The organism is Sphingomonadaceae bacterium OTU29LAMAA1, from assembly GCA_024072375.1.
GTDB lineage: Bacteria > Pseudomonadota > Alphaproteobacteria > Sphingomonadales > Sphingomonadaceae > Sphingomonas.
Map to the genome: position 1 here is coordinate 2,773,281 of CP099617.1, position 24,089 is coordinate 2,797,369.

Here is a 24,089-nt window from a genome sequence, read left to right on the forward strand (position 1 = left end):
GCCGGCGGCGATGGATACGATCAGCAGGCGCAACGTCATCGTCGGCGGCGGAGCCGGCATCGGGCTGATCGTCGCCTGGGCGCTGTGGCCGCGCAGCTATCGCCCGAACCTGTCCGCCGCGCCGGGTGAGGCGACGTTCGGTGCCTGGCTGAGAATCGGCGGCGACGGTCATGTCACCGTCGCGGTGCCGCAGCTCGAACACGGGCAGGGCGTCTATACGGCGCTGCCGCAGATCGTCGCCGACGAACTGGGTGCCGACTGGCGGACCGTCGGGGTGGAGGCGGCACCGGTGAACCCGCTCTACGCCAACCCGCTCAGCCTCGATTATCTGTTCGAGGGGACGTTCACCCGCCTGCCCGACGATCTGCGACAGGCGTTCGCAGAGCGGGCTGGCCTGATGATCACCGGCGGATCGACATCGGTCCGCATGTTCGAGGAGGGCTGCCGCACCGCCGGCGCTGCCGCCCGGGCCTTGCTGTGCAAGGCCGCCGCGCGCCGATGGAGCGTGGCGTGGACCGATTGCGGCGTCGAGGCCGGTTTCGTCGTGCATCGGGGAAAACGCCTGCGTTTCGCGGAGCTCGCCGCCGACGCTGCCGCAGAAGCGGTGCCCGACCCGTTGCCGATCGGCGTACAGGGCGCGGGCCAGCTGACCGGGCGATCGTTGCCGCGGATCGACGTCCCGGCCAAGGTCGATGGATCGGCGACGTTCGCGGGGGATATCCGCCTGCCGGACATGGTTCATGCGGCGATCCGGCAAGGGCCGATCGGCGATAGCCGGCTGGTGCGGACCGATCGCGCCGCCGCCGATCGCATCCGCGGCGTGCTGGCGGTGGTTGAAAATCCGGGCTGGGTCGCGGCGGTCGCGACCACCTGGTGGGCGGCGAACCGGGCCCTGGAGGCGATGGCGCCACGCTTTGCGACGCCGGGACCGCTGGTCGACACTGCGGCGATCGCCCGCAGCCTCGACACTGCTCTGGCCGGGGAGGGCAAGGCGATCGCGACGGTCGGCACCATCGGTGGCCTGCTCGACGGTGCCGGTGTGATCGCCGCCGATTACACGGCCGCCGCCGGCGTTCACGCAGCGATCGAGACGGTCGCGGCCGCTGCCGCCTATCGCGACGGCATATTGGAGATATGGCTGCCCACCGCCGCGCCAATGGCCGCCCGCGCCGCCGCCGCGCGGGCCGCGAACCTTGCCGAGGGGGCGGTGGTGATCCACCCGACGCTGGGCGGAGGCAGGTCCGGCGCCACGCTCGATCCACTGGTGGCGGAGCAGGCGGCCTTGCTGGCGATACGGCTGAAGCGTCCCGTCAGCCTCGTCTGGTCGCGCGGCGAGGATGTGCTCCACGATCGCTTCCGCCCGCCGGCGAAGGCGCGGATGCGCGCGCGGCTGTCGAGCAACGGCGCTATCGCGGCCTGGGACGCGAGCATCGCCGCGCCTGCCAGCGGCCACATATTGGCGCGCCGGTTGGTGCCTGCCGCCGCCGCGTTCGCGCTGGGCGGGACCGATCCGTATCCGGTCGCAGGCGCGCTGCCGCCCTATCGCATCCCGGCGCTGGCGATCCGCCATCACGTCGCCGATATCGCCGTGCCGACCGGCCACCTGCGCGGCGGCGCGCATGGCTATACCGCCTTCTTCACCGAATGTTTCATCGACGAGCTCGCCCGCGTCGCCGGGACCGAACCGCTGTCCTACCGTATCGGCATGCTCGGCGGCGATGCGCGGCTGGCGCGGTGCCTGACGACGGTCGCTGCGCTCGGCGGCTGGGGTGGCGGTGCGCCGGGGACGGGGCAGGGCATCGCCTGTCACAGCTTCCGTGGCAGTCATATCGCCGTGCTCGCCGAAGCCGAGATGGGGGAGGGCGGCCGCCCCCGCGTCGAACGGCTGGTCGCCGCGGTCGATTGTGGGCGGATGATCAACCCCGATATGGTGCTGCAACAGATCGAGGGCGGGCTGATCTTCGGCCTTGCCCAGGCGATCGGGGCGTCGACCGGATTCACGGCGGGTCGCACCGACGTGCGCGGGTTCGAAGGCCTTGCGCTGCCGCGGCTCGCCGACACCCCCGACATCATCGTCGAATTCGTCCGATCGGACGAAGCGCCGGGCGGTGTCAGCGAGTTGGGGGTGCCGGCGGTCGCGCCCGCCATCGCCAACGCGCTGCATGCCGCCACCGGTATCCGCGTGCGCAACCTGCCGCTAAGGTCGACGGCATGACGCTTCCCGCCGACCATCCCCCGATCCCGCCCCGCAAGATCGGCGTCCTGCTGACCAACCTCGGCACTCCCGACGCGCCCGATGCCAGATCGGTGAAGCGGTATCTGGGCGAATTTCTGTCCGACCGGCGCGTCGTCGAGATTCCCGCCATCGCATGGCAGCCGATCCTGCGTGGCATCATCCTCAACACCCGGCCGAAGAAGTCTGCCCACGCTTATGGTCTGGTGTGGAGCGACGAAGGGTCGCCCCTCGCCGCGATCACTCGCCGCCAGTCGCAGGCGCTGCAAGGCGCGTTCGGTGAGACGGTGCTGGTCGACTATGCGATGCGCTACGGCAATCCCGCGATCGCCGACCGCCTGATCGCGATGAAGGACGCCGGCTGCGAACGCATCCTGATCGCGCCGCTCTATCCGCAATATTGCGCCGCGACGACCGCGACCGCCAACGACAAGGCGTTCGCGGCGCTGGCGGGTCTGCGCTGGCAGCCCGCGATCCGGACGCTGCCGCCCTATCACGACGATCCCGCCTACATCGAGGCATTGAAGACGCAGCTCGAAACGCAGCTGGCTGCGCTCGACTTCGTGCCCGATGCGATTCTCGCCAGCTTTCACGGCATGCCCAAACGGACGCTGGAACTGGGCGATCCGTATCACTGCCACTGCCAGAAGACCGCGCGGCTGCTGTCGGAGGCGATGGGACGCGAACTGGTCGTCGCCTTCCAGTCGCGCTTCGGTCCGGCCAAATGGCTGGGTCCGGCGACGGATGACACGCTGGAGGCGCTGGCGGCCAGGGGGGTGCGCAAAATTGCGGTGATCGCACCCGGCTTTTCCGCCGACTGTCTGGAAACGCTGGAAGAACTGGCGATCCGTGGGCGTGAGAGCTTCATCGCGGCGGGGGGCACCGACTTCGCCTATCTGCCCTGTCTCAACGACAGCCAGCCGGGCGTGGCGATGCTGCGCGCACTGATCGGACGCGAGCTGCGCGGCTGGGTGGACTGAGGGACACGTAAAATTACCTTACGGCCATTGCCAGTCCATCTCCCCCTGCCCTAGCTTCCGCGCAACCAGAACGGGAGAGATACTGATGGCCAGAGTAGCGATCGTCACGGGCGGCACGCGTGGGATCGGCGAGGCGATCAGCCTTGCTCTCAAGGAAGCCGGAGTCACTGTGGCCGCCAATTATGCGGGTAACGATGAACGCGCGCGCGAATTCACCGAACGCACCGGCATCACCGCGTACAAATGGGACGTCGCGGATTTCGATGCATGCCAGGAAGGATGTGCGAAAGTCGCGGCCGAACTCGGCGACGTCGATATCGTCGTCAACAATGCCGGCATCACCCGCGACGGCACGATCCTGAAGCTGACCTATCAGCAGTGGAAAGAGGTGATCGACACCAATCTGGGCGGTTGCTTCAACATGGCCAAGGCGACGTTCCCCGGCATGCGAAACCGTAAATGGGGACGGATCGTCAACATCGGGTCGATCAACGGGCAGGCCGGCCAGTACGGACAGGTCAACTATGCCGCGGCGAAGTCGGGCATTCACGGCTTCACCAAGGCGCTGGCACAGGAAGGCGCGCGGGCCGGCGTCACCGTCAACGCGATCGCTCCGGGCTATATCGACACCGACATGGTCGCGGCGGTCCCGGCGGACGTGCTGGAGAAGATCGTCGCCAAAATCCCGGTCGGGCGCCTGGGCCAGGCGAGCGAGATCGCACGCGGCGTCGCCTTCCTGTGTTCGGAAGAGGGTGGTTTCGTTACCGGATCGACGCTCAGCATCAATGGCGGGCAGCATATGTACTGACGAGCGAAGCCGCGTCGGCCGGCACGGCCGGTGGGTCGGCCAAGGTCGAACCCATCCTAACGCGACTTTGTCGGCGTCCGCCTGAAGCACACCAACTACACAACAAAAGGGAGCCGGCTCTTCCGAGCCGTCTCCCTCCGCCCTCAAACGCTACGCGAGGGACAAGCACTGCCGCCTAGCGGCGGCAGTATCCGGGACGATCCGAACGATCGATAGCGCGGCCGGCAAGCGCACCGGCGCCGGCGCCGAGCACAGTGCCGAGCAGGCGATCGCCGCGGGTGTCGATCGTGCGGCCAAGCAGGCCGCCGGCGATCGCGCCGACGATGGTGCCGCCATCGCCATCGTTGCACTTCTGGCGGGCGCGGTAGTTGCGGTCGTTGTAATAGCCGCGGTCACCGCGATAGACGCGCTCGTTACGATAGCCGCGGTCGCTGCGGTAACCGCGGTCGTAGCCACGTTCGCTGTAATAGCGGCTCTGCGCCACAGCGGGGGTGATGGGGACCAAAGCGGTTGCGGTCATCGCAAAGGCAGCACCGGCAAGGCTCAGGGTCTTCAGCATGGGTGTTCTCCCGAAAAATCCGTCCAACTCGGCGGCGGCCCGGTGGAGGACCTTCCCGTCGTCGATGCACATCATTTGCCCGATTCGCGTTGAGCGAAGCCTGAATGCGCCCGTTATCCGCCGTTCAGGCTATCGCTGCCCCGCACGCCGCTTATGGAGGCGGCCATGCGCGTCCTGTTCGTCGTCCTTGCGGTATTGCTGCTCGTCCCCGGCTGGACGGGGGGTCAGCGGCTGGCCCTGCTGGGCGACAAGCCCCAGCTGATCGCGACGCGGGTGGCGATCGACCCGTCGAATCCGAACCGCACCCGCATCGGCGCGCTCACCTATCTGGGCGGCGTCGCGCTCCGCAGCATCGATCCGGCGTTCGGCGGCTATTCGGCGCTGACGGTGGTGCCGCAGGCGGACGGCGATCGAATCACCTTGCTCAGCGACGGCGGCAACGTCGTCGCGTTCACGATGGCAGCGGACTGGAAGCCGCGGCGGCTGCGCTTCCTCAACCTGCCTGCCGGTCCCGGCATCGGCTGGGAAAAGCGTGAACGTGATAGCGAATCGATGGCGATCGATCCGGCGACGAGCCGCATCTGGATCGGGTTCGAGCGTGCCAATGCAATCTGGCGCTACGCTCCCGGCCTTTCGAGGGCAGAGGCGCAGCGCGCACCCGGGCAGATGGACGCCTGGCCTGAAAACGGTGGTCCCGAATCGCTGGCTCGAATGCCGGATGGCCGTTTCGTGGTGATCGGCGAAGACCGCCACGTTCCCACCCGACGCTGGCGGGGCGCCGAGGCGGATCGTTTGCACAGTCGCGAAGCACTAATTTTTCCGGGCGATCCAATTGTCACCCGACCGGTGCCGTTCGCCTATATGCCCTATGGTCGATTCGACCCGGCGGATGCGACCGCGCTCCCCAATGGCGACCTGCTGATCCTCGATCGGGCATTCCGGTTGCCCTACCGGTTCAGCAATCGCCTGTCGTTGGTGCCGGCGGCGATGATTCGCGGCGGTGCGGTTGCGCGGGGCCGGTTGCTGGCGACGCTCGATTCGCCACTGATTCACGACAATTTCGAAGGCGTCGCGACGACGGTAGAAGACGGCGCGACGATCGTCTGGCTCGTTTCCGATGATAACCAGTCGGTTTTGCAGCGGACGCTATTGCTCAAGTTCCGGTTGGACTGAGCCCCTGCTCGATCCATCCGAATGTCATTGCCGGACGGCACGACAAAAGCCCGCAGCTCGTCGGAGCAGCGGGCCTTCGTACCTCGCGAACGGTGACGATCAAGCGAAGCGCATTGCGCCCCGCTCACCGCATCAGGCGGCTTCGGCGGTCGTGGTAGAACGCTTCTTCGCGATCTCGCGCTTCAGGCGGCGGCAACGCAGCGAGAGCTTGTCCTCACTCGTCTTCACCAGCCAATTGTCGAGCCCGCCGTTATGCTCGACCGAACGCAGGCCGTGCGTCGACACGCGCAGGCGCACGCTCTTCTCGAGCGAATCGGACATCAGCGTGACGTTCTGCAGGTTCGGCAGGAACGTGCGCTTGGTCTTATTGTTGGCGTGGGAAACGTTGTTTCCAACCTGCCGGCCCTTGCCGGTCAGCTCGCAGATGCGCGACATGGTTTTTGATCCTGAATTCGGTTGCCCGGAAAGTCGGCGCCACTAACCCTTCCCCGACTTTTCGTCAACCTTTGGCAGCGTGAAAGCCGCGAGGCCGGACGCCGATGCAACGGAGTCGGAGTGGCAGCGTTGTTACGGCATCGTAAAGGTAATCGAAAAGGGGATGCAAGGATGCGCACGTTGCTGGCATTGATCGGAGTGATCGCACTGGTCGCCGTGGCGCTGATGTACTTCGGCCTCATCAACATCGACCAAACCCGCCCGGCCATGGTGCAGGCCCCCCAGTTCAAGGCGGACGTCGCTCGCGTTAGCGTGGGAACGGAGGACAAGACCGTCTCGGTGCCGACGGTGAATGTCGAGAAGCCGGGTAACGCGCAATAGAGCGGGGCCGCTTTACCTGACGTCGCGAGTTGGGCAGGGCGGATGCGATGTTCCCTCTGCCGATCCCGATGCGCCGCGCGCTCGACGCCGCGGCGGCGGCGGCGCAGGCCGGCGAGGTGCCGGTCGGCGCCGCATTGGTCTGGCGCGGCGATGTAATCGCGGTCGCCGCGAACGCGCCCCGTGCGCTGTGCGACCCGACGGCTCACGCCGAAATGCGGGTGATTCGCGAGGCTGCGGCGGAACTTGGCCGTGACCGACTGGAAGACTGCGAATTGTGGGTGACGCTGGAACCCTGTGCGATGTGCGCCGGCGCCATCGTCCACGCCCGGATCGCGCGGCTATATTATGGCGCCAGCGACCCGAAGGGCGGCGCGATCGAACATGGCCCGCGATTGTTCGGGCAGCCGACCGTGCATCACCGGCCCGACGTATATAGCGGTATCGGCGAGGTCGAGGCAGCGGACCTGTTGCGAACGTTCTTCAGGGAACGGCGCACCGTATAGTTTTCCCTGTTGGACGGGGGGGTAAGCGCTCAGCTTCCCGTTAAGCACGACGCTTACCCCCCCCCTTCATCCACGGCTTCGCCGCGGCATCTTTCCCTTGTCGGGGAAGATCAGCGCAGGTCGCTTTGCGAGATCGGGACGATCTTTACTTCGACGCGGCGGTTTGCGGCGCGGCCCGCATCGGTATCGTTCGAGGCGATCGGCTGCGATTCGCCGAAGCCGCGGGTACCGATGCGCGCCGGCTGCACGCCGCGACCCGCCAGATAGTCCGCGACCGCCGTTGCGCGGCGTTCCGACAGCGTCTGGTTGTACGCATCCGAACCGGTCGAATCGGTATGGCCATACACGTCGATATAGGTCTGGTTGTACTGCGACAGCGTGTCGGCGACCTGATCGAGCGTGCGACGGAACTGCGGCTGCACGTCGGCACTGTCATAGGCGAAGGTGATGCCCGACGGGATGTTGAGTACCAGATTGTCGCCCTCGCGCGTCACCTGCACGTCCGTACCGGCGGTGCGGGCACGCAGGTCCCGCTCCTGCTTGTCCATATATGCGCCGATGCCCGCACCGGCGAGGCCACCGATCCCGGCACCCAGGATCTTCTCGGTCCGGTCACGCCGCCCGCCGACGAGGTCGCCGAGCAGATACCCGCCCAGTGCGCCGCCGATGCCGCCGATCGCGGTCTTCGAGATGCGGCGTTCGCCGGTTTCCGGATCGGTCGTGCAGGCGCTGGTGGTGACGAGTGCCGCGAGCGCGGTGACGGCGAGCAACTTGGACTTCATGACATCCCTTTCGTGGTCGATTGGTTGTTAAACTCAGGTCCGAAGCGGCTTGTTCCGCTTGCGATCTGAATGCGTGCTGACGGCTTATCGTCTTTCGGGCAACACAGGCTGTTGTCGTCGCGCCACTTGTGCGGCAAAGACGGCGTCGCCGATGGCACCGCTCCCGCCCTTCCCCTGGATTGATGTGTTCATCATCCTCGCTCTCGTCGCGCTCAATGGCGTGTTCGCGATGAGCGAGCTGGCGATCGTCTCGTCGCGAAAAGCGCGGCTGGAAGCGATGGCGCGATCGGGCAGGAAGGGACCTGCCGCTGCACTGAAGCTGGCGGCGGACCCCGGCAAGTTCCTGTCCTCGGTCCAGATCGGCATCACCCTGATCGGCATTCTGGCCGGCGCCTATTCGGGATCGAGCCTCGGCAGCCCGACCGCGGCACGCCTGCAAACGCTCGGATTGTCGCCGGAAACCGCCGAAACCGCCGGGTTTGCGCTGGTTATCGGCCTGACGACCTATGCGTCGCTGATCATCGGCGAGCTCGTCCCCAAGCAGTTCGCGTTGCGCAAGCCGGAAACGGTTGCCTCACTGGTGGCGCTTCCGATGCGCTACATCGCGGTGGTCTGCGCACCGCTCGTCTGGTTGCTCGACTCATCCAGTGCGCTCGTCTTCCGCGTCCTGGGCCTCAACCGCGAATCGGAAGATCAGGTCACCGCCGAGGAACTGCACCTGATCGTCGCCGAAGCCAGCAAGTCGGGCGTGATCGAGGAGCATGAGCGCACGATCATTTCCGGCGTCGTCCGCCTCGCCGACCGGCCGGTGCGCGAGGTCATGACCCCGCGGACCGAAGTCGACTGGCTCGACTGCAATCTGGGGCCGGAGGGGATTCGCGATACGTTGCTCGCCACGCCCCATACGCGGTTGCCGGTGGCGGAGGGATCGATCGACGCGGTGATCGGCGTCGTGCAGGCACGCGATATCGCAGCGGCGCTGTTCCGCGGGCAGGCACTCGATCTCAAGGTGCTGATGCGCAAGGCGCCCGTGGTGATCGACCGGATCGACGCGATGGATGCGCTGATCGCGTTGCGTCAGGCAGAGGTGCCGATGGCGCTCATTCATGACGAATACGGCCATTTCGAAGGGATCGTGACTCCGGCCGATCTGCTCGCCGCGATCGCTGGCGAGTTCGCGAGCGATACCGATCCCGACGACGCGCCCTCGGTGGTGGTGCGCGACGACGGATCGCTGCTGGTCGCGGGGACGATGGCGGCCGACGCACTCGCCGAGCGCCTCGGCATCGACCTGCCCGAGGATCGCGACTACGCCACGGTGGCGGGTCTGGCGCTCGCCGCATTCCGCCACCTGCCGGGCGAAGGTGAAAGCTTCGAGGAACAGGGCTGGCGATTCGAAGTCGTCGACCTCGATGGCCGCCGCATCGACAAGATGCTCGTCAGCGAGGTGTAAGCCGCTGACGCATGACGGGACGGACGAACCCCGTCAGACGGCGATACCGTTCAGTCCGCGTCAACCCCCATCCGGCAAGAAGCGGAAGTGTCGCAGGCAGGAGCATCGTACCCGTGAAGCCGCTTGCTCTCCTGACCGTCAGCCTGCTCTACTGGTTCCTCGTCGGTCGCATCGCGGGTGTGACCGAGCCTTGGGACGCCCCGGCCTATTGGCGCCTCTGGTATCCGGCGTCGTTCCTTTTCGCAGCGATTGGGGGTTACGTCTTCCGGCGGCGGCACTGGAGTGCAGGGGCGATCGTCACCTTTGCGCAACTCCCGGTGCTGTCGGCGAACACCGGCATGGGTATCTTTTCGCCGCTCGCGCTGGCGCTGCTGACGCTGCTGGCCGTTCCCTGTGTCGCTATGTCCGCATTCGCCGGCCGGGTCGCCATGTCGAGAGATCGTACGGCCTGACACAGGGGAACCTGCCCCCTCGAAGGCTGTCCGCGGGTCGCCGGTCTACAGCCGGCCGAACACCGATTCGAAACCTGCCTGATCGCCTGCCGCCAGGAAACGCGCCTGTTCGATCCAGCGGTCTCGCGCCAGCCGGCCGGTAAAGGGGCCGAGTTCCGCGTCGAGTCGCATGGCCTCGTCATCGGTCAGCGCCGCGATCTGTCCCACCGTGCTCACGCCCAATTCGCCCAGCCGCGAGGCCAGTTTGGGACCCAGGCCCTTCAGCGTCGTCACCGGTGCGTCGGCAGGATTGCCGCCGGTCGCGACAGGCGTCGAGGCAGCTTCCGTCGCCGGGCTGGCGTCGAGCGGTGCGCTGGCGGCGATCGGTTCGTCGGCCAATGGTACTGTCGGCGATGGCGGAACCGACGGTTCGAGCCTTACCGGTTCGGGCGCGGCGGGTAGGGCCTGTGGCACCATGACCGGTTCGGATGCGGGCGGGGTGGCTGGCGGCGGCGAAACGGGTCGCTCTACGACGGGCGGTGCAGGCGCCGCTTTCGTCGGTTCCGCCGCATGCTCCACCTCATCATTGCGTTCGGCGATATCGTGCTCGGCCGTCTTGCGCTGACTCTTGAGGCGCATGCCCCAGACGATCGCGACGATCACCACCACGGCGAAGATCGCAATGACGATGAGGTGCGCGTAGGTGAAGGCGTCGGTGGTGCTGGGGATCAGACTGGCGCCGGAGGCGCCGCCGGTGGTGGCGGTATCGTTCATGGGTGCGATCCTAGCGGTGACGCTACGGCGCGGCGAGGGGAAACATCGCCGTCGCCAATCAGCTGCCCGGATCGAACGACTGCAATGGCAGGATCATGCCCGCGACGACGAACACCGTCCGATCCACCCGCGCCGCCACCGCCTGATTCAGTCGCCCAGCCTCGTCGCGAAACGCCCGGCCAAGCGGGTGTTCGGGGACGATGCCCAGCCCCACTTCGTTGCTGACCAAGAACAAGGGCACTCGCGCGGCATCGATCGCGGCAAGCAGATCGGCGGATCGCGCCGCGACGTCGTGGTTGCCCAGCATCACGTTGGACAGCCACAGGGTCAGGCAATCCACCAGCATCGCACCCTGCCGTCTCGCGCCGATCGCTTCCGGCAGCGCGAGCGGGCATTCGATCGTGGTCCAGCGCGCATCCCGATCGGCCCGATGCCGCGCGATGCGATCGGTCATCTCGTCGTCGAAGGCCTCGGCCGTGGCGAGGTAGGCGAGCGGGCCTGCATATGCTTCCGCGGCCGCTTGCGCCAGCCGGCTCTTGCCCGATCGCGCGCCCCCCAGAAAGAATGTCGTCGCCACCATCGTCTTGCCTTCCACCCGGCTCGCCTCTAGGGGCGCGGTCGCGACAGGTTTCCAGAGATGGAATGAAAAGGGAACCCGGAAGCGAGCGATCCGCTCGTCATCCGGGGCTGTCCCCGCAACTGTGACCGGCGAGCCCTGCTCCTTCGTGTGCCACTGGATCATCCGATCCGGGAAGGCCGGGCAAGGCGACGACCCGGAAGCCAGGAGACCTGCCTGTCGCGGTTGTCCTTCGTGCGGACGGGGTGTTCCGGGCGATCGAGGGTTTCCTCGCGTGACGACGGTGTTGGGGTCGTGCGCGACGGATCATCGGTTCCGGCGAGCCGTGGCGCGTGTCCCCGTTGTTGAACGAAGGGGACTCACCGTGAAGAATTATGCCTGTCTGATCCTGTTGCCGTGCATCGCCGCCGCAACCCCGTCATTCGCCCAGACCATTCCGACCGCCAGGAGCGCCCAGTCCACGGGCGGGCTGGCGCAGGCCGCCGAGGCGGACGAGTCCATCGTCGTCACCGCCAATCGCGCGGCGCGGCCTGCTTCCACCGTCGGCCAGTCTGTTACCGTCTTGGACGAAGAGACGATCCGCACGCGTCAGGCGGTGGTTGTGTCCGACCTGCTGCGCCAGACGCCCGGCGTCACCGTGGTGCGCAACGGCGGCGCGGGCACCGCCACATCGGTCAACATCCGTGGCGCGGACAGCGACCAGACGGTCGCGCTGATCGACGGCATCAAGCTCAACGATCCGTCCTCGCCCGGTGGCGGCTTCAACTTCGGCAACCTGCTGGTCGGCAACATCAGCCGGATCGAGGTGCTGCGCGGCGCGCAATCGGTGCTGTGGGGCAGCCAGGCGATCGGGGGTGTCGTCAACCTGATCACCCGCCAGCCGACCGAGCAGATCAGCGTCAACGCCCATGCCGAGGGCGGCTGGCACGACACCGGTCAGGCGTTCGCCAACGTATCGGGCAAGGCGGGGCCGGTGTCCGCCAGCCTGGGCGGTGGCTATTTCACCAGCGACGGCGTCTCGACCTACGCCCTCGGCAAGGAGCGCGACGGGTTCCGCAACTATGCCGCCAACGGCAGCCTCGGCATCGACCTGATGCAGAATGTGTCGATCGACCTGCGTGGTTTCTACAGCAACGGGCGGACCGATATCGACGGCTTCCCCGCGCCGCGCTTCACGTTCGGCGACACGCGCGAATATGGCGATAACGAACAATGGGTCGGCTATGCCGGCCTGAACGCCGCGTTGTTCGACGGCCGTTTCCGCAATCGCTTCGGCTATGCGCACACCGACACCGATCGCCGCAACATCGATCCCGACGGCATTCCGACCGAGACGTTCCGCGGCATCGGTCGCAACGACCGGCTCGAATATCAGGGGACGGTAGACCTCGATTCGGCGGTGTTCGCGACCTTTGGTGCGGAGCGGGAGGTGTCGCGCTTCTCGACGTCGAGCTTCGGGGGGCCGGTGACCCGTGGTCGCGCGCGCATCTTCAGCGTCTATGGCCAATTGGCGGTGACGCCGATCGCCGGACTGACCGCGACCGGCGGCGTGCGCCACGATGACCACAATATCTTCGGCGGCGAGACGACCTTCTCGGGTAGCGGCGTCTATTCGCCCAACGGCGGCGCGACGGCATTCCGGGCCAGCTATTCGGAAGGGTTCAAGGCGCCGACGCTGTACCAGTTGCAAAGCGAATACGGCAATGCGCGGCTCGATCCCGAACGGTCGAAGGGCTGGGACGCGGGCGTAACGCAGCGGGCGCTGGATGGCGCGGTGGAAGTGGGCGCGACCTATTTTCGGCGGACATCGACCGACCTCATCACGTTCGTGTCGTGCACCGCGCCATTGACCGGCATCTGCGCGGGCAAGCCGAACGGCACCTACGACAATATCGCGCGCACGCGGGCGCAAGGGGTAGAGGCGACGCTGACGTTGCGCCCGGTCGAGGCGCTGACCTTCGCGGCGAGCTACACCTATCTCGATGCGAAGAACCGGTCGACCGGCACCGCGAACTTCGGCCGCGATCTGGCGCGGCGGCCAGACAGCAGCGTGACGGTGAACGCCGATTATCGCTGGCCGTTCGGGCTGACCACGGGGGCGACGATCACCGCGATCGGCGACAGTTTCGACAATGCGTCAAACGCGCGCCGGCTGGACGGCTATGTCGTCACCGACGTCCGCGCCGCATTCCCGGTCACCCGGAACATTGAGGTCTATGGCCGGATCGAGAACGCGTTCGATGCGCGTTACCAGACGATTTATCAATATGGTCAGCCCGGCCGCGGTGCGTTCGGCGGCGTGCGGCTGACCTATTGATGATCGACGCCAGCGCCCTTGCCACCTTCTGCGCGCATGGCGGGCGGGTGGCGGAGGCGCGCGTGCTGTTCGGCGGCGACGACTGGCTCGACTTGTCCACCGGCATCGCGCCCTGGGCGTGGCCGGTCGGGGACGTGCCGCTGCACTTCGATCGCCTGCCCGAACCGGGGGAGATCGCCGCACTGGAAGCGGCGGCGGCGCAGGCGTTCGGGGTCGCCGACCCGGCGCAGGTGGTCGCAGTGCCGGGAACGGACATGGCGATGCGGCTGCTTGCCCCGCTGCTGGCGGTGGAGCGGCCCGCGGTGGTGCAGCCGGGTTATGCGGGCCACCGTGCCACGTGGCCGGACGCCACCCCCGTCGTGACGCCGGACGCCGTGACGGATCACGATCTGCTGGTGCTGGCCAATCCCGCCAATCCGGATGGCCGGGTCGTCGGTCGCGACACCCTGTTGGCGCTCGCTGCGCGGCTGACGATCGTCGTGGACGAAGCCTATGCCGATCCCGCCGGTGGCCTCTGCGATCGGGCGAACGACCGGCTGATCGTGCTGCGATCGTTCGGCAAATTCTATGGCCTGCCCGGGGTGCGGCTGGGGTTCGTCGTCACCGGCGGGAACCTTGGCGGTCGATTGCGGGCGATGCTGGGCGACTGGCCCGTGTCGTCGGCGGCGGTCGCCATCGGCACCACGGCCTATCATGACGCGGCGTGGCGGCGGGCGCAGCAAGCACGCATCGACGAGACGGGTGCGTTGCTCGACCGCCTGCTCGATGGTGCCGGTCTGGGCATCGTCGGCAGCGCGCCGTTGTTCCGCCTGATCGCCTGCGAGCGCGCCATCGATCTGTTTGATCTGCTCGCGCGCCATGCCATCCTGACCCGGCCGTTTGCCGATCGCGACGACCGGTTGCGGATCGCTCTGCCGCGCGGTGCGGCGGGGCTGACCCGACTGGCCGCCGCCCTCGAGGAGTTTTGTCGATGACCGAAGATCATGCCCGTCACAACGCCCGCATGGCGCGCGTCGCCGCGGCGCGCGAGAAGATGCAAGCGCGCCGCACGTTGGAACGCGGGCTGCTGATCGTCCACACCGGCAACGGCAAGGGCAAGTCGTCGTCCGCGTTCGGCATGGCGATCCGCAGCATCGGCTGGGGGCTGAAGGTCGCGATCCTGCAATACGTCAAGGGCAAGTGGGAGACGGGCGAGCGCAACTTCTTCGACGCGTATCCCGATCTGGCGACGTTCGAGGTGATGGGCGAAGGCTTCACCTGGGACACGCAGGACCGCGCGCTCGACATCGCCGCGGCGCAGGCTGCGTGGGAGCGATCGAAGGCGATGATCCTCGATCCGGACGTGGATTTCGTCGTCCTCGACGAACTCAACATCGTGCTGCGCGACGATACGCTGCCGATCGCCGAGATCGTCGCGTTCCTGAATGAGCGGCCGCTGACCAAGCATATCTGCATCACCGGCCGCAACGCCAAGCCGGAATTGCTGGAGATCGCCGACCTGATCACCGACTTCACCGAGGTGAAGCATCCCTATAAGGCCGGGTTCAAGGCGCAGAAGGGGGTCGAATATTGATCCGACGACTTGCCTTGGCGATTGCGCTGTTGCCGCTGGTGTCGGCGGCACCGCTGCCGCGGGTGCCACGGATCGTGTCGATCAACCCGTGTATCGATGCGGTGCTGATGCAGGTCGCTGATCCTTCGCAGATCGCCGGGATCAGTCACTATTCGCAGGACCCACGCGCGACGTCGATATCGGTGGCGCTGGCGAAGCGGTTCCGCGCGACGTCCGGCACCGCGGAGGAGGTGGTGGCGCTCGCCCCCGACATGGTCATCACCGGGCCGCACGTCGAACCTGCGACCCTTGCCGCGCTCACCCGGATGAAGATCGCCATCGTGCAATATCCGGTGCCCGATTCGGTCGAGGAGAGCGAAGCACAGGTGCGCGACATCGCGCGGGTCGCCGGTCATTCGGCGCGGGGCGAGGCGCTCGCCCGGCGTATCGCGGTGGCGGCGCGGCCGGTGGCGGGTGCGACGGTGCCGGCGTTGATCTGGCAATCGGGCGGGCTGGTGCCGGGGGCGGGAACGCTGTCCGACGACCTGCTGCGCCGCGCCGGTTTCCGCAACATGAGCGCGGTCTATGGCCTGAAGAAATGGGATGTGCTGCCGTTGGAATATCTGATCGCCAGGCCGCCGCGCGTGCTGCTGTCGATGGGCGCGGCCGAGGTGGGGGAGGATCGCGTGACCGCGCATCCGGCGGTGAAGCGGCTGGGCCAGCGGATCGCGATCGCGCCCTATCCTACGCGGCTGATGAATTGCGGCGGGCCGACGATCATCGCGGCGATGACGCGGCTGCGTGCCATCCGCAAAGGCTATGGCGTATGAGCCGGCTCAACCTTCTACTGCTGGTCGGCGTGGTCATCGTCGCCGCGCTGTCGGTGGCGTCGGGCAAGGTGTGGGTGCCGCTGGATGCCTGGACGGCGGCCGATCCGCGATCGATCATCATGGTCGAACTGCGGCTGCCGCGGACGCTGCTGGCGTTGCTGGTGGGTGCGGCGCTGGGGCTGTCGGGAGCGGTGATGCAGGGGTATCTGCGCAACCCGCTCGCCGATCCCGGGTTGTTCGGGGTGTCGTCGGGGGCGGCGCTGGGCGCCGTGCTGGCGCTGTATTTCGGCTATGCCGCGCAGCTGTGGCTGCTGCCCGGTTTCGCGCTGCTCGGCGCGGCGGGGACGATGGCGTTGCTGGCGGTGATTGCCGGACGATCGGGCAGCCTGATCCTGTTCACGCTGGCTGGGATGATCCTGACGAGCATCACCGGATCGCTCACCAGCCTGGCGATTAGCCTTGCGCCGACGCCGTTCGTCTCGTCGCAGATCGTGACGTGGCTGCTCGGCGCGCTGACCGACCGTAGCTGGGACGACGTCAAGGTCGCGCTGCCGCTGATCGTGATCGGTGCGGCCCTGCTGGCGACGACGGCACGTGCGCTGGATGCGCTGACGCTGGGCGAACAGGCGGCGCGGTCGATGGGCGTCGATCCGGGGCGGCTGCAATATGTCGTCATCGTCGGCATCGCGCTGACCGTCGGCGCATCGGTGGCGTCGGCGGGGGTGATCGGCTTCGTCGGGCTGATGGTGCCGCACCTCGTCCGGCCGCTGGCGGGCAACCGGCCTTCCGCGATCCTGCTGCCCTCCGCACTCGGCGGCGCGCTGTTGCTGACGCTGGCGGATAGCCTCGTGCGGCTCGCGCCAACGGTCAGCGAATTGCGACTTGGAATAGCGATGTCGATGCTGGGCGGGCCGTTCTTCATGTATCTGTTGTTCCGCATGCGACGGAGGCTCGCATGAGCGTGCTCGCTGCCGAAGCGATCGGCCTGTCGCTGGGCGGCAATCGCATACTCGACGACGTCAGCTTCGCCTTCCGGCGCGGACGGGTGACGGCGCTGCTCGGTGCGAACGGTGCCGGCAAGAGCACGTTGCTCGCCTGTCTCGCGGCGTTGCGGCAGCCGGACAGCGGCCGTGCGACGCTGGACGGGCGCGACGTGCAGACGATCGACCGGCGCGAGCGGGCACGGGCGATCGGCCTGCTGCCGCAGGCGGCGGACGTGCATTGGGATGTCGATGTCGCGACGCTGGTCGGGCTCGGCCGGTTTCCGCATCGCGGGCGCTGGGGCGAGACGGATGCCGACCGCGCAGCGGTGGTGCGCGCGCTGGCAGCGACGGACATGACCGCACTGGCGGATCGCGGCGTGGAGCGATTGTCGGGCGGTGAGCGCGGCCGGGCGCTGCTGGCGCGGGTGCTGGCGGGGGAGCCGGACTGGCTGCTCGCCGACGAGCCGCTCGCCAGCCTCGATCCCGCGCACAAGCTCGATGTGCTCGCGCGGTTGCGCGGCGTGGCGGCGGCGGGCGGCGGCGTGGTGCTGGTGCTGCACGACCTGCATCTGGCGGCGCGGGTTGCGGACGATGCGGTGCTGCTGCGCCATGGTCGCGTCATCGCCGCCGGTCCCGCCGACGCGGTGCTGACCGCGCCGCTGATCGCCGAAGCCTATGGCGTCGAGGTCGAGATCGGCACCACCCCCGCCGGGCAGCGATTCATTCTGCCGATCGCACGGTGAACCATGCCGCGCTCCTGCTGCCCATGCTGATCGCGGAGGCGGCGCTGGGCTATCCGCGCCGCTGGCCGCATCCCGTGATGGCAGTGGGTGCGCTGATTGGCCGGGTGGAGCGGTCGTGGAACCGGGGGAGCAGGTCGCTACGTCGTGCGGGTGGGATCGGCCTGCTGGTGCTGCTGGTCGCGCTTTCGGTTCTGGCGGGTCGTAGTATCGAACGGCTTGCGGGATCGGGCTGGGGCCTGATCGCCGTCGTCGCGATCGGCACCACCGGCCTCGCACAGCGCAGCTTGTACGATCACGTTGCCGCCGTGCTCGGCCCGCTCGCGAACCGCGATCTGCCCGCCGCACGGCAGGCCGTGGCGATGATCGTCGGCCGCGACACCGCGACGCTGGATAAGGCGGGCATCGCCACGGCCGCGATCGAGAGCCTGGCCGAGAGCTTCTGCGACGGCGTTGTCGCGCCGGCCTTCTGGTTCGTCGTCGCCGGACTGCCTGGCCTGTTCGCAGCGAAGGCGATCAACACCGCAGATTCGATGGTCGGGCACCGCACGCCGGAGCTGCGCTGGTTCGGCTGGGCTTCGGCGCGAGCGGACGATGTCGTCAACTGGTTGCCCGCGCGCCTGTCCGGCATGCTGGTGTGCCTTGCGGGGGGTGGCGGGTGGCGGGTGATGTTGCGCGACGCGCGCCATCATGCCTCGCCTAATGGCGGCTGGCCCGAAGCGGCGATGGCGGGCGCGCTCGTCTGCCGGCTTGGCGGGCCGGTGCGCTATGACGGCGAACCGTCGCCGCGGGCATGGCTTGGCGAGGGGCGCGCACCCGATGCGGGTGACTTGGGCGAGGCGCTGCGTGTGTATCGTCGCGCGTGTCTGTTGCTCTGGCTGCTGGTCGGGGGCCTCGTATGCCTGCCGTGATGCTGCAGGGGACGGGATCGGACGTCGGCAAGTCCGTGCTGGTCGCGGGCCTGTGTCGCGCCTTTGCCAATCGCGGGCTGACCGTCCGGCCGTTCAAGCCGCAGAACATGTCGAACAACGCCGCGGTGACTGCCGATGGCGGCGAGATCGGACGGGCGCAGGCGTTGCAGGCGATCGCAGCGCGGGTCGATCCGACCGTCGACATGAACCCGGTGCTGCTGAAGCCGCAGAGCGACCGTACGTCCCAGCTGGTCGTCGCGGGTAAGGCGCGCGGTACGATGCGGGCGGGCGATTACTGGCGGCGCAAGCCCGCGCTGCTGGGCGAGGTGCTGGATGCCTATCATCGTTTGTCTGCGCAGGCCGATATCGTCGTGGTCGAGGGGGCGGGGTCGCCGGCGGAGATCAACCTGCGCGGTAACGACATCGCTAACATGGGCTTCGCGCGCGCAGCGAACGTACCGGTGGTGCTGGTCGGCGACATCGACCGCGGCGGCGTGATCGCGGCGCTGGTCGGCACGCAGGCGGTGATCGATCCGGCAGACGCGGCGATGATCCGCGGCTTCATCGTCAACAAGTTCCGTGGCGACCTGTCGCTGTTCGACGACGGCCTGTCTGCGATCGTCGCGCACACCGGCTGGCAGAACATCGGCGTGGTGCCCTGGCTCGCCGACGCAGCCCGCCTGCCGGCCGAGGATGCGGTGGCGCTCGGTCGCGATACCGGGGCGGGCGAGGGGCCGCTGATCGCAGTGCCGATGTTGTCGCGGATCGCGAATTTCGACGATTTCGACGCGCTGGCGCATGAACCCGCCGTACGGCTGGCGATGATCCCGCCGGGGCAGCCGTTACCCGGCGATGCGGCTCTGATCGTGCTGCCGGGCACCAAGGCGACGATTTCCGATCTGGCGTTCTTTCGGGCGCAGGGCTGGGACGTGGATCTCGCCGCGCATGTCCGGCGCGGTGGGCGCGTGCTGGGTATCTGCGGCGGTTATCAGATGCTCGGCCGGACGATCGCCGACCCCGACGGGATCGAGGGCAGCGCCGGCAGTGTCGCCGGGCTGGGCCTGTTGCCGATCGATACGGTGATCGGTGCCGCGAAGCAGACGCGGCAGGTCGACGGCGGCTTCGTCGGTGTGGACACCCCTTTCCGCGGCTATGAAATCCATGCCGGCATCACGACGGTGGATGCGGACGCCCCGCCCCTGCTGCGCTTTGCAGACGGCCGTACTGACGGGACCACGGCGGCCGGCGGGCGGATCGCAGGCTGCTACGTCCACGGCCTGTTCGACCGGGCCGAAGCGCGCGGCCATCTGCTGGCCCGACTCGGCACCACATCCGACGGAGTGGAGCGCGGCGATGTCATCGACGCCGCGCTCGATGGCATCGCCAGGATGCTGGAGCAGGTGCTCGATCTCGACGCGATGATACGATTCTCAAGGGAGGCGGGATGATCGACGAAGCCAGTATCTGGGCGCATCTCGACGCGCTCGCCAAGCCGCACCGCAGCCTTGGCCGGCTAGAGGCGATCGCCGTGCGATTGGCGATGACGCAGCAGCGGGTCGACCCGCGCACGCGTCCGCGGCGGATCGTGCTGTTCGCGGGGGACCATGGCTGTGTCGCGGACGGTGTGTCGGCCTGGCCTTCGGCGGTTACCGGCATGATGGTCGGGACGATCCTTGCTGGCCGTGCGACCAGCAACGCACTGGCCGGGGTGCACGACTGCCCGTTGCGGCTGGTCGATGTCGGCGTAGCCGCCGATCGCCCGGTCGACCCGCCACCCTTCTATCGGAATGCGCGGATCGCGGCCGGCACGGCCAGCCTCGCGCATAGCCCTGCGATGGACGCGGAACGGTTCGCCGCCGCCTGGGCGATCGGTACGGACGAGGCCGATCGTGCGGTGGACGAGGGTGCGGCTGTGCTGATCGCCGGCGAGATGGGGATCGGCAATACCACCCCAGCCGCGGCATTGACCATGCTGCTGACCGATGCCTCCGCCGCGGATGCGGTTGGTCGCGGGGCGGGTGCCGACGATGCGATGCTGTCGCACAAGACGCGGATCGTGGCGGACGCCGCGAACCGCGCGCGCGCGCTGCTGGTGGAGGATCCGGCGGCCGCGATCGCTGCGGTCGCCGGGTATGAGATCGCTGCGATGGCGGGATTTTTCGCGCGGGGCGCCGCGCGCGGCGTTACGCTGCTGCTGGACGGCTATGTCGCCACCGCCGCTGCGCTGATCGCGGAACGGCTCGCTCCCGGTACGGCGCGGGCGATGATCGCCGGCCACCGGTCCGCCGAACCCGGTCATGCCGCCGCGCTGCAAAGGCTGGGGCTGGAGCCGCTGCTCGACTGGGGCATGCGGCTGGGCGAGGGGAGCGGTGCGCTGGTGGCGTTGCCGTTGCTCGACTCCGCCGCGGCCTTGCTGCGCGACGTTGCGCGGCTCGACGCGATCGGGGCGGAGCGGGCCGACTGATGCGCGCCCCGGGCTGGGCGCCGCCGCTGCTGGCGGTGCAATTCCTGACGCGCGTGCCGGTGCCGCTATTGTTACGGCTGACGAAGGCGCAAGCCGACGACGGGCTGGCGCGGGCGATGGCGTGGTTGCCGCTGGTGGGCACGCTGATCGGCGCGGGCACCGCGGCGGTGTTCGTGTCGGCGAGTACGATCTGGCCGCCGATCGTCGCCGCATTGCTAGCGCTGGCGGTCGAGGCGCTGCTGACGGGCGCGTTCCACGAGGATGCGGTCGCCGATTTCTGCGACGCGTTCGGCGGCACCGCCCGCGGCGAGATGGCGCTGCGCATCATGCACGACAGCCGGATCGGCAGCTACGGCACCCTCGGCCTCGGGCTGGCCGTGGGATTGCGGCTGGCGGCAATCGTCGCGCTGCCCGCGGACATCGCAGTGGCGGCGATCGTTGGCGCGGCGACGTTCGGGCGGTTATGGGCGGTCCTGCTTGCCACCATCCTGCCGCCACCGTTGGACGCCGGCGGAATTTCGGCGCGGCTGGGCCGCGGCGTACCGTGGTTGAGGACGGCGGCGGCGCTGGCTTTAAGCATACCGGGCGTGTTGCCGCTGCTTCTGTTGCAGCCGGCGGCGCTGGCGATCGGTGTGGGAGCCGGGCTGCTGTTCCTGTGGTGGCTGACGCGATTCCTGCGCGGTCGCATCGGCGGCAGCACCGGCGATTGCCTGGGCTTTGCCGCATATATGGGGCAGCTGGCGGTGTTGCTGGCGGCCGGCACGGCGTGAGCGCGACCGTGCTGCTGATCCGCCATCCGCCGGTGGCGAAGGCGTGGGCGGGGCGATGTTACGGGCGTTCGGATATGGGCTTGAGCCGCGAGGGGATGGCGATCGGCCGCAGTCTCGCTGGCCGCTTTACCGCCGGCACGGTCGACGCGATTGTACATTCCGGCGCCATTCGGACGCGTCGTCTCGCACTGGCGATCGCGGCGCAGGCCGGCGTATCGGCACAAGCCGATCCGGGCTGGCTCGAACGCGATTTCGCCAACTGGGAAGGGCGGCGATGGCAGGCGATCTGGCGCGAAACCGGCGACCTGATGGATCGGATGATGACCGATCCATCAGGCTTCCGACCGGGCAACGGCGAGACGGGGCAGGAACTGGCGCAGCGGGCATGGGCCGCCTGGGATCGCCTGCCGATGGACGGCACGACGCTGGTGGTTGCGCATGGCGGATCGATCGCGGCGATCCGCGCCCGCCACGCGGGTGCATCGCTGGAGCGGATGATCGATTTCGTGCCCCGCTGCGGCGACGTGGTGGTGATCCCGCGCCGGACCGGTTGCGATCCGCTGGGCTAACCGCGACGACGCGGTTAAAAGCGGGATCATGCAAGCTGTAATCCTCAGCGCGGGCATCGGCTCGCGCTTGCTGCCGCTGACGCGCGAAATCCCCAAATGCCTCGTCGAGGTCGGCGGACGCAGCATCCTCGACCACCAGCTCGACGCGCTGCACGCCGCGGGGATCGAGCGGGCGGTAATCGTCGGCGGCTATCGCTATCGCCAGATCGGGGCGCATCTGGCCGTTGCCCGCCCGCCGGTGCCGGTGCGGCTGATCTTCAACCCCTTCTGGTCGGTGGCGAGCAGTATCGGCAGCGTCTGGATGGCGCGCGACCTGCTGGGCGATCCGTTCTGCCTGATGAACGGCGATACCGTGTTCGCGGCCGACCTGATCGCCGCGGCAGTGGCGGTCCCGGGCGATGGCGTCGGGCTGCTGGTCGAGCCGCTGCATGTCGCGGCGGTCGACGACATGCTGGTGACCGTCGCCAACGGCCAGATCTGTTCGGTCGCGAAAGAGTTGCCGCTCGATGTCGCGACGCATCGCTCGCTCGGGGTGATCGTGTCGAACGGCGGCAACTCCTATGTCCGTGCGCTGGAAAGCGTCATTGCGCGACCGGGCGGGCTCAACGCCTTCCATCATGCCGTGATCGCCGAACTCGCGAGCTATGCGCCGGTACGGGCGGTGGTCGCGGGCGAGGGCGCGTGGCAGGAGATCGACCAGCCGGAGGATATCGCTGCCTGGACAGGGCAGGGGCGGGCCGGATGACGGCGGACGTCGCCTTCCTGTTTCTGGGCGAGACCTTGCTGATCCCCCATCTCTACCCGGTGCTGGATGCGCTGACGCAGGCGGCGCCACAGCGGCCCGTCGACGTATGGGTGGCGACGTCGATGCATCGCGATCTGATTGGCGGCTGGCTGGGGGATCGTCCCAACGTGCGGCTGCGCCGGGCACCGGGGTTCCGCGATCTCGGTGCATGGCCTGCCGGTCGCAACCCGCCCTTGCCTGCAAAACTACCGCTGCTGGCACGGCTCGCGCCGCGCTTGATGGGCACGCGACTGGTGGTGTCGGCGGAACAGACCAGCCTGTGGATTCCCACGCTGCTGCCGCTGCGCAGCCGGTTCGTGAACATCCTGCATGGCGCGGGATCGATGATGAACCGTGACGATCGGCGACGCAGGGCGGCGGTGCTGACCATCGTCGCGGCCGAACGTGAACGCGATGCGCTGGCCGCGCATGGCGTCGATCCGGCACGGATCGCGGTCGTCGGTTATGTCAAGTCGGGGTTTCGCCAGCGGACGCATGCTGCGCTCGCCTTTGCCGCGGATCGACCGGTCGTCCTCTACGCACCGCACTGGCAACGGCATCGTTCCTCGTGGTGGGCGTGGGGCGAGGAGGCGGTGCGGCGTGTGACGGCGTCGGGCCGCTACAATCTGATCTTCGCTCCTCACCAGCGGCTGGTCGAAAAGGCGCCGGACGTCCGCGCATTCGCGGCCGGATTGGCAGGTCGGAACGACGTGCACGTCGATCTCGACAGTTTTGCGATGGTCGACGGCAGCTACACCGCGGCGGCGGACCTGTATCTGGGCGATACGTCGAGCCAGGTCGTCGAATTCCTGATGCGGCCGCGACCGTGTGTGTTCCTCGATCCCGCCGCCGTCGCGTGGCAGGGGGATCCGAGCTATGCGATGTGGGCGGCCGGTGAGGTGGTGACCACGATCGACGCCATGATGCCGGCGCTGGATCGCGCGACGGCGCGGCATTCCGGCTTCGTTGCGGCGCAGGAGGCGTTCGCGACGACGTCGCTGGGCGACAGCGACGGCGTGGCACCGGACCGGGCGGCGGCGGCGATCCTGCGGCTGCTCGCGACCAGTTGAACGCTGGCGA

At 68.2% G+C, this 24,089-nt stretch carries 26 protein-coding genes and 1 riboswitch; of the genes, 21 read left to right on the plus strand and 5 right to left on the minus strand.

Annotated features, from left to right (window positions below):
* Positions 1-10 precede the first annotated feature (10 nt).
* The 3 genes from NF699_13465 (at position 11) to phbB (ending at position 4,021) form a co-directional block, all read left to right on the plus strand.
* A complete protein-coding gene (locus tag NF699_13465; GenBank protein ID USU04056.1) occupies positions 11-2,215 on the plus strand; it encodes a molybdopterin-dependent oxidoreductase in 2,205 nt (734 codons plus the stop codon).
* Positions 2,212-3,213 (plus strand): ferrochelatase, encoded by a 1,002-nt coding sequence (hemH, locus tag NF699_13470; GenBank protein ID USU04057.1) that lies wholly within the window; start codon positions 2,212-2,214, stop codon positions 3,211-3,213. The genes NF699_13465 and hemH overlap by 4 nt, the downstream gene beginning before the upstream one ends.
* Before the next feature lie 85 nt (positions 3,214-3,298).
* Positions 3,299-4,021, plus strand: coding sequence for an acetoacetyl-CoA reductase (gene phbB, locus NF699_13475; protein ID USU04058.1), 723 nt, complete (start codon positions 3,299-3,301; stop codon positions 4,019-4,021).
* A gap of 175 nt (positions 4,022-4,196) precedes the next feature.
* Here phbB and NF699_13480 read toward each other — a convergent pair whose 3' ends face one another.
* Positions 4,197-4,580 (minus strand): glycine zipper 2TM domain-containing protein, encoded by a 384-nt coding sequence (locus tag NF699_13480; GenBank protein USU04059.1) that lies wholly within the window; start codon positions 4,578-4,580, stop codon positions 4,197-4,199.
* Positions 4,581-4,745: 165 nt separating this feature from the next.
* Here NF699_13480 and NF699_13485 point away from each other — a divergent pair, with 165 nt between their 5' ends.
* The gene (locus NF699_13485; GenBank protein USU04060.1) at positions 4,746-5,753 is read left to right on the plus strand and encodes an esterase-like activity of phytase family protein; all 1,008 of its coding nucleotides are present in this window, start codon (positions 4,746-4,748) and stop codon (positions 5,751-5,753) included.
* Between the two features lie 132 nt (positions 5,754-5,885).
* Here NF699_13485 and rpmB read toward each other — a convergent pair whose 3' ends face one another.
* Positions 5,886-6,188: a 50S ribosomal protein L28 gene (gene rpmB, locus NF699_13490; protein USU04061.1), complete on the minus strand. Its 303-nt coding sequence runs from the start codon at positions 6,186-6,188 to the stop codon at positions 5,886-5,888.
* Positions 6,189-6,359: 171 nt separating this feature from the next.
* Here rpmB and NF699_13495 point away from each other — a divergent pair, with 171 nt between their 5' ends.
* On the plus strand, positions 6,360-6,569 hold the full coding sequence (locus NF699_13495) for a hypothetical protein (protein ID USU04062.1): 210 nt from the start codon (positions 6,360-6,362) through the stop codon (positions 6,567-6,569).
* A gap of 68 nt (positions 6,570-6,637) precedes the next feature.
* Positions 6,638-7,072: a nucleoside deaminase gene (locus NF699_13500; GenBank protein ID USU07094.1), complete on the plus strand. Its 435-nt coding sequence runs from the start codon at positions 6,638-6,640 to the stop codon at positions 7,070-7,072.
* Positions 7,073-7,182: 110 nt separating this feature from the next.
* Here NF699_13500 and NF699_13505 read toward each other — a convergent pair whose 3' ends face one another.
* A complete protein-coding gene (locus NF699_13505) occupies positions 7,183-7,854 on the minus strand; it encodes an OmpA family protein (GenBank protein ID USU04063.1) in 672 nt (223 codons plus the stop codon).
* A gap of 151 nt (positions 7,855-8,005) precedes the next feature.
* On the opposite strand from NF699_13505, the gene NF699_13510 reads away from it, so the two are divergent.
* Together NF699_13510 and NF699_13515 are read left to right on the plus strand one after the other, a co-directional pair.
* The gene (locus NF699_13510; protein ID USU04064.1) at positions 8,006-9,307 is read left to right on the plus strand and encodes a hemolysin family protein; all 1,302 of its coding nucleotides are present in this window, start codon (positions 8,006-8,008) and stop codon (positions 9,305-9,307) included.
* Between the two features lie 113 nt (positions 9,308-9,420).
* Entirely contained in the window at positions 9,421-9,759 is a 339-nt protein-coding gene (locus NF699_13515) for a hypothetical protein (protein ID USU04065.1), read from the plus strand.
* Between the two features lie 45 nt (positions 9,760-9,804).
* On the opposite strand, the gene NF699_13520 is transcribed toward NF699_13515, so the two are convergent.
* Positions 9,805-10,512 (minus strand): hypothetical protein, encoded by a 708-nt coding sequence (locus NF699_13520; GenBank protein ID USU04066.1) that lies wholly within the window; start codon positions 10,510-10,512, stop codon positions 9,805-9,807.
* A gap of 58 nt (positions 10,513-10,570) precedes the next feature.
* Positions 10,571-11,092, minus strand: coding sequence for a bifunctional adenosylcobinamide kinase/adenosylcobinamide-phosphate guanylyltransferase (cobU, locus tag NF699_13525; GenBank protein USU07095.1), 522 nt, complete (start codon positions 11,090-11,092; stop codon positions 10,571-10,573).
* Positions 11,093-11,120: 28 nt separating this feature from the next.
* A riboswitch (cobalamin riboswitch) is annotated at positions 11,121-11,324 on the plus strand.
* A gap of 129 nt (positions 11,325-11,453) precedes the next feature.
* On the opposite strand from cobU, the gene NF699_13530 reads away from it, so the two are divergent.
* From NF699_13530 to NF699_13590, 13 genes are read left to right on the plus strand one after another with little or no spacing between them, the layout of a single operon-like run.
* The gene (locus NF699_13530) at positions 11,454-13,406 is read left to right on the plus strand and encodes a TonB-dependent receptor (protein ID USU04067.1); all 1,953 of its coding nucleotides are present in this window, start codon (positions 11,454-11,456) and stop codon (positions 13,404-13,406) included.
* Complete coding sequence (locus tag NF699_13535) at positions 13,406-14,380, plus strand: aminotransferase class I/II-fold pyridoxal phosphate-dependent enzyme (protein ID USU04068.1); 975 nt, start codon at positions 13,406-13,408, stop codon at positions 14,378-14,380. The genes NF699_13530 and NF699_13535 overlap by 1 nt, the downstream gene beginning before the upstream one ends.
* Positions 14,377-14,979 carry a cob(I)yrinic acid a,c-diamide adenosyltransferase gene (cobO, locus tag NF699_13540; protein ID USU04069.1) on the plus strand — a complete coding sequence of 201 codons (603 nt, stop codon included), beginning with the start codon at positions 14,377-14,379 and terminating at the stop codon, positions 14,977-14,979. Before NF699_13535 ends, cobO begins: the two co-directional genes overlap by 4 nt.
* Positions 14,976-15,788 carry an ABC transporter substrate-binding protein gene (locus tag NF699_13545; GenBank protein ID USU04070.1) on the plus strand — a complete coding sequence of 271 codons (813 nt, stop codon included), beginning with the start codon at positions 14,976-14,978 and terminating at the stop codon, positions 15,786-15,788. Before cobO ends, NF699_13545 begins: the two co-directional genes overlap by 4 nt.
* Positions 15,785-16,747: an iron ABC transporter permease gene (locus tag NF699_13550; protein USU04071.1), complete on the plus strand. Its 963-nt coding sequence runs from the start codon at positions 15,785-15,787 to the stop codon at positions 16,745-16,747. Before NF699_13545 ends, NF699_13550 begins: the two co-directional genes overlap by 4 nt.
* The gene (locus NF699_13555; GenBank protein ID USU04072.1) at positions 16,744-17,514 is read left to right on the plus strand and encodes an ABC transporter ATP-binding protein; all 771 of its coding nucleotides are present in this window, start codon (positions 16,744-16,746) and stop codon (positions 17,512-17,514) included. Before NF699_13550 ends, NF699_13555 begins: the two co-directional genes overlap by 4 nt.
* Entirely contained in the window at positions 17,511-18,422 is a 912-nt protein-coding gene (gene cbiB / locus NF699_13560) for an adenosylcobinamide-phosphate synthase CbiB (protein USU04073.1), read from the plus strand. Before NF699_13555 ends, cbiB begins: the two co-directional genes overlap by 4 nt.
* Positions 18,410-19,870 carry a cobyric acid synthase gene (locus tag NF699_13565; GenBank protein ID USU04074.1) on the plus strand — a complete coding sequence of 487 codons (1,461 nt, stop codon included), beginning with the start codon at positions 18,410-18,412 and terminating at the stop codon, positions 19,868-19,870. The genes cbiB and NF699_13565 overlap by 13 nt, the downstream gene beginning before the upstream one ends.
* The gene (cobT, locus tag NF699_13570; GenBank protein USU04075.1) at positions 19,867-20,886 is read left to right on the plus strand and encodes a nicotinate-nucleotide--dimethylbenzimidazole phosphoribosyltransferase; all 1,020 of its coding nucleotides are present in this window, start codon (positions 19,867-19,869) and stop codon (positions 20,884-20,886) included. The genes NF699_13565 and cobT overlap by 4 nt, the downstream gene beginning before the upstream one ends.
* The gene (locus tag NF699_13575; protein ID USU04076.1) at positions 20,886-21,656 is read left to right on the plus strand and encodes an adenosylcobinamide-GDP ribazoletransferase; all 771 of its coding nucleotides are present in this window, start codon (positions 20,886-20,888) and stop codon (positions 21,654-21,656) included. Before cobT ends, NF699_13575 begins: the two co-directional genes overlap by 1 nt.
* Complete coding sequence (locus NF699_13580) at positions 21,653-22,225, plus strand: histidine phosphatase family protein (protein USU04077.1); 573 nt, start codon at positions 21,653-21,655, stop codon at positions 22,223-22,225. Before NF699_13575 ends, NF699_13580 begins: the two co-directional genes overlap by 4 nt.
* A 28-nt stretch (positions 22,226-22,253) precedes the next feature.
* Positions 22,254-22,970 (plus strand): phosphocholine cytidylyltransferase family protein, encoded by a 717-nt coding sequence (locus NF699_13585; protein USU04078.1) that lies wholly within the window; start codon positions 22,254-22,256, stop codon positions 22,968-22,970.
* Positions 22,967-24,079, plus strand: coding sequence for a CDP-glycerol glycerophosphotransferase family protein (locus NF699_13590; protein USU04079.1), 1,113 nt, complete (start codon positions 22,967-22,969; stop codon positions 24,077-24,079). The genes NF699_13585 and NF699_13590 overlap by 4 nt, the downstream gene beginning before the upstream one ends.
* The last annotated feature ends 10 nt before the right edge of the window (positions 24,080-24,089 follow it).

Bases quoted from the DNA above. Each gene is read 5' to 3' on its own strand.
- NF699_13485 (USU04060.1), top strand. From the start codon at position 4,746: ATGCGCGTCCTGTTCGTCGTCCTTGCGGTATTGCTGCTCGTCCCCGGC.
- NF699_13495 (USU04062.1), top strand. From the start codon at position 6,360: ATGCGCACGTTGCTGGCATTGATCGGAGTGATCGCACTGGTCGCCGTG.
- cobO (USU04069.1), top strand. From the start codon at position 14,377: ATGACCGAAGATCATGCCCGTCACAACGCCCGCATGGCGCGCGTCGCC.
- NF699_13520 (USU04066.1), bottom strand. From the start codon at position 10,512: ATGAACGATACCGCCACCACCGGCGGCGCCTCCGGCGCCAGTCTGATC.
- NF699_13510 (USU04064.1), top strand. From the start codon at position 8,006: ATGGCACCGCTCCCGCCCTTCCCCTGGATTGATGTGTTCATCATCCTC.
- cobT (USU04075.1), top strand. From the start codon at position 19,867: ATGATCGACGAAGCCAGTATCTGGGCGCATCTCGACGCGCTCGCCAAG.
- NF699_13550 (USU04071.1), top strand. From the start codon at position 15,785: ATGAGCCGGCTCAACCTTCTACTGCTGGTCGGCGTGGTCATCGTCGCC.
- NF699_13585 (USU04078.1), top strand. From the start codon at position 22,254: ATGCAAGCTGTAATCCTCAGCGCGGGCATCGGCTCGCGCTTGCTGCCG.
- hemH (USU04057.1), top strand. From the start codon at position 2,212: ATGACGCTTCCCGCCGACCATCCCCCGATCCCGCCCCGCAAGATCGGC.
- NF699_13555 (USU04072.1), top strand. From the start codon at position 16,744: ATGAGCGTGCTCGCTGCCGAAGCGATCGGCCTGTCGCTGGGCGGCAAT.
- NF699_13575 (USU04076.1), top strand. From the start codon at position 20,886: ATGCGCGCCCCGGGCTGGGCGCCGCCGCTGCTGGCGGTGCAATTCCTG.
- rpmB (USU04061.1), bottom strand. From the start codon at position 6,188: ATGTCGCGCATCTGCGAGCTGACCGGCAAGGGCCGGCAGGTTGGAAAC.
- NF699_13500 (USU07094.1), top strand. From the start codon at position 6,638: ATGCGCCGCGCGCTCGACGCCGCGGCGGCGGCGGCGCAGGCCGGCGAG.
- cobU (USU07095.1), bottom strand. From the start codon at position 11,092: ATGGTGGCGACGACATTCTTTCTGGGGGGCGCGCGATCGGGCAAGAGC.
- NF699_13565 (USU04074.1), top strand. From the start codon at position 18,410: ATGCCTGCCGTGATGCTGCAGGGGACGGGATCGGACGTCGGCAAGTCC.
- NF699_13505 (USU04063.1), bottom strand. From the start codon at position 7,854: ATGAAGTCCAAGTTGCTCGCCGTCACCGCGCTCGCGGCACTCGTCACC.
- NF699_13590 (USU04079.1), top strand. From the start codon at position 22,967: ATGACGGCGGACGTCGCCTTCCTGTTTCTGGGCGAGACCTTGCTGATC.
- phbB (USU04058.1), top strand. From the start codon at position 3,299: ATGGCCAGAGTAGCGATCGTCACGGGCGGCACGCGTGGGATCGGCGAG.
- NF699_13480 (USU04059.1), bottom strand. From the start codon at position 4,580: ATGCTGAAGACCCTGAGCCTTGCCGGTGCTGCCTTTGCGATGACCGCA.
- NF699_13535 (USU04068.1), top strand. From the start codon at position 13,406: ATGATCGACGCCAGCGCCCTTGCCACCTTCTGCGCGCATGGCGGGCGG.
- NF699_13465 (USU04056.1), top strand. From the start codon at position 11: ATGGATACGATCAGCAGGCGCAACGTCATCGTCGGCGGCGGAGCCGGC.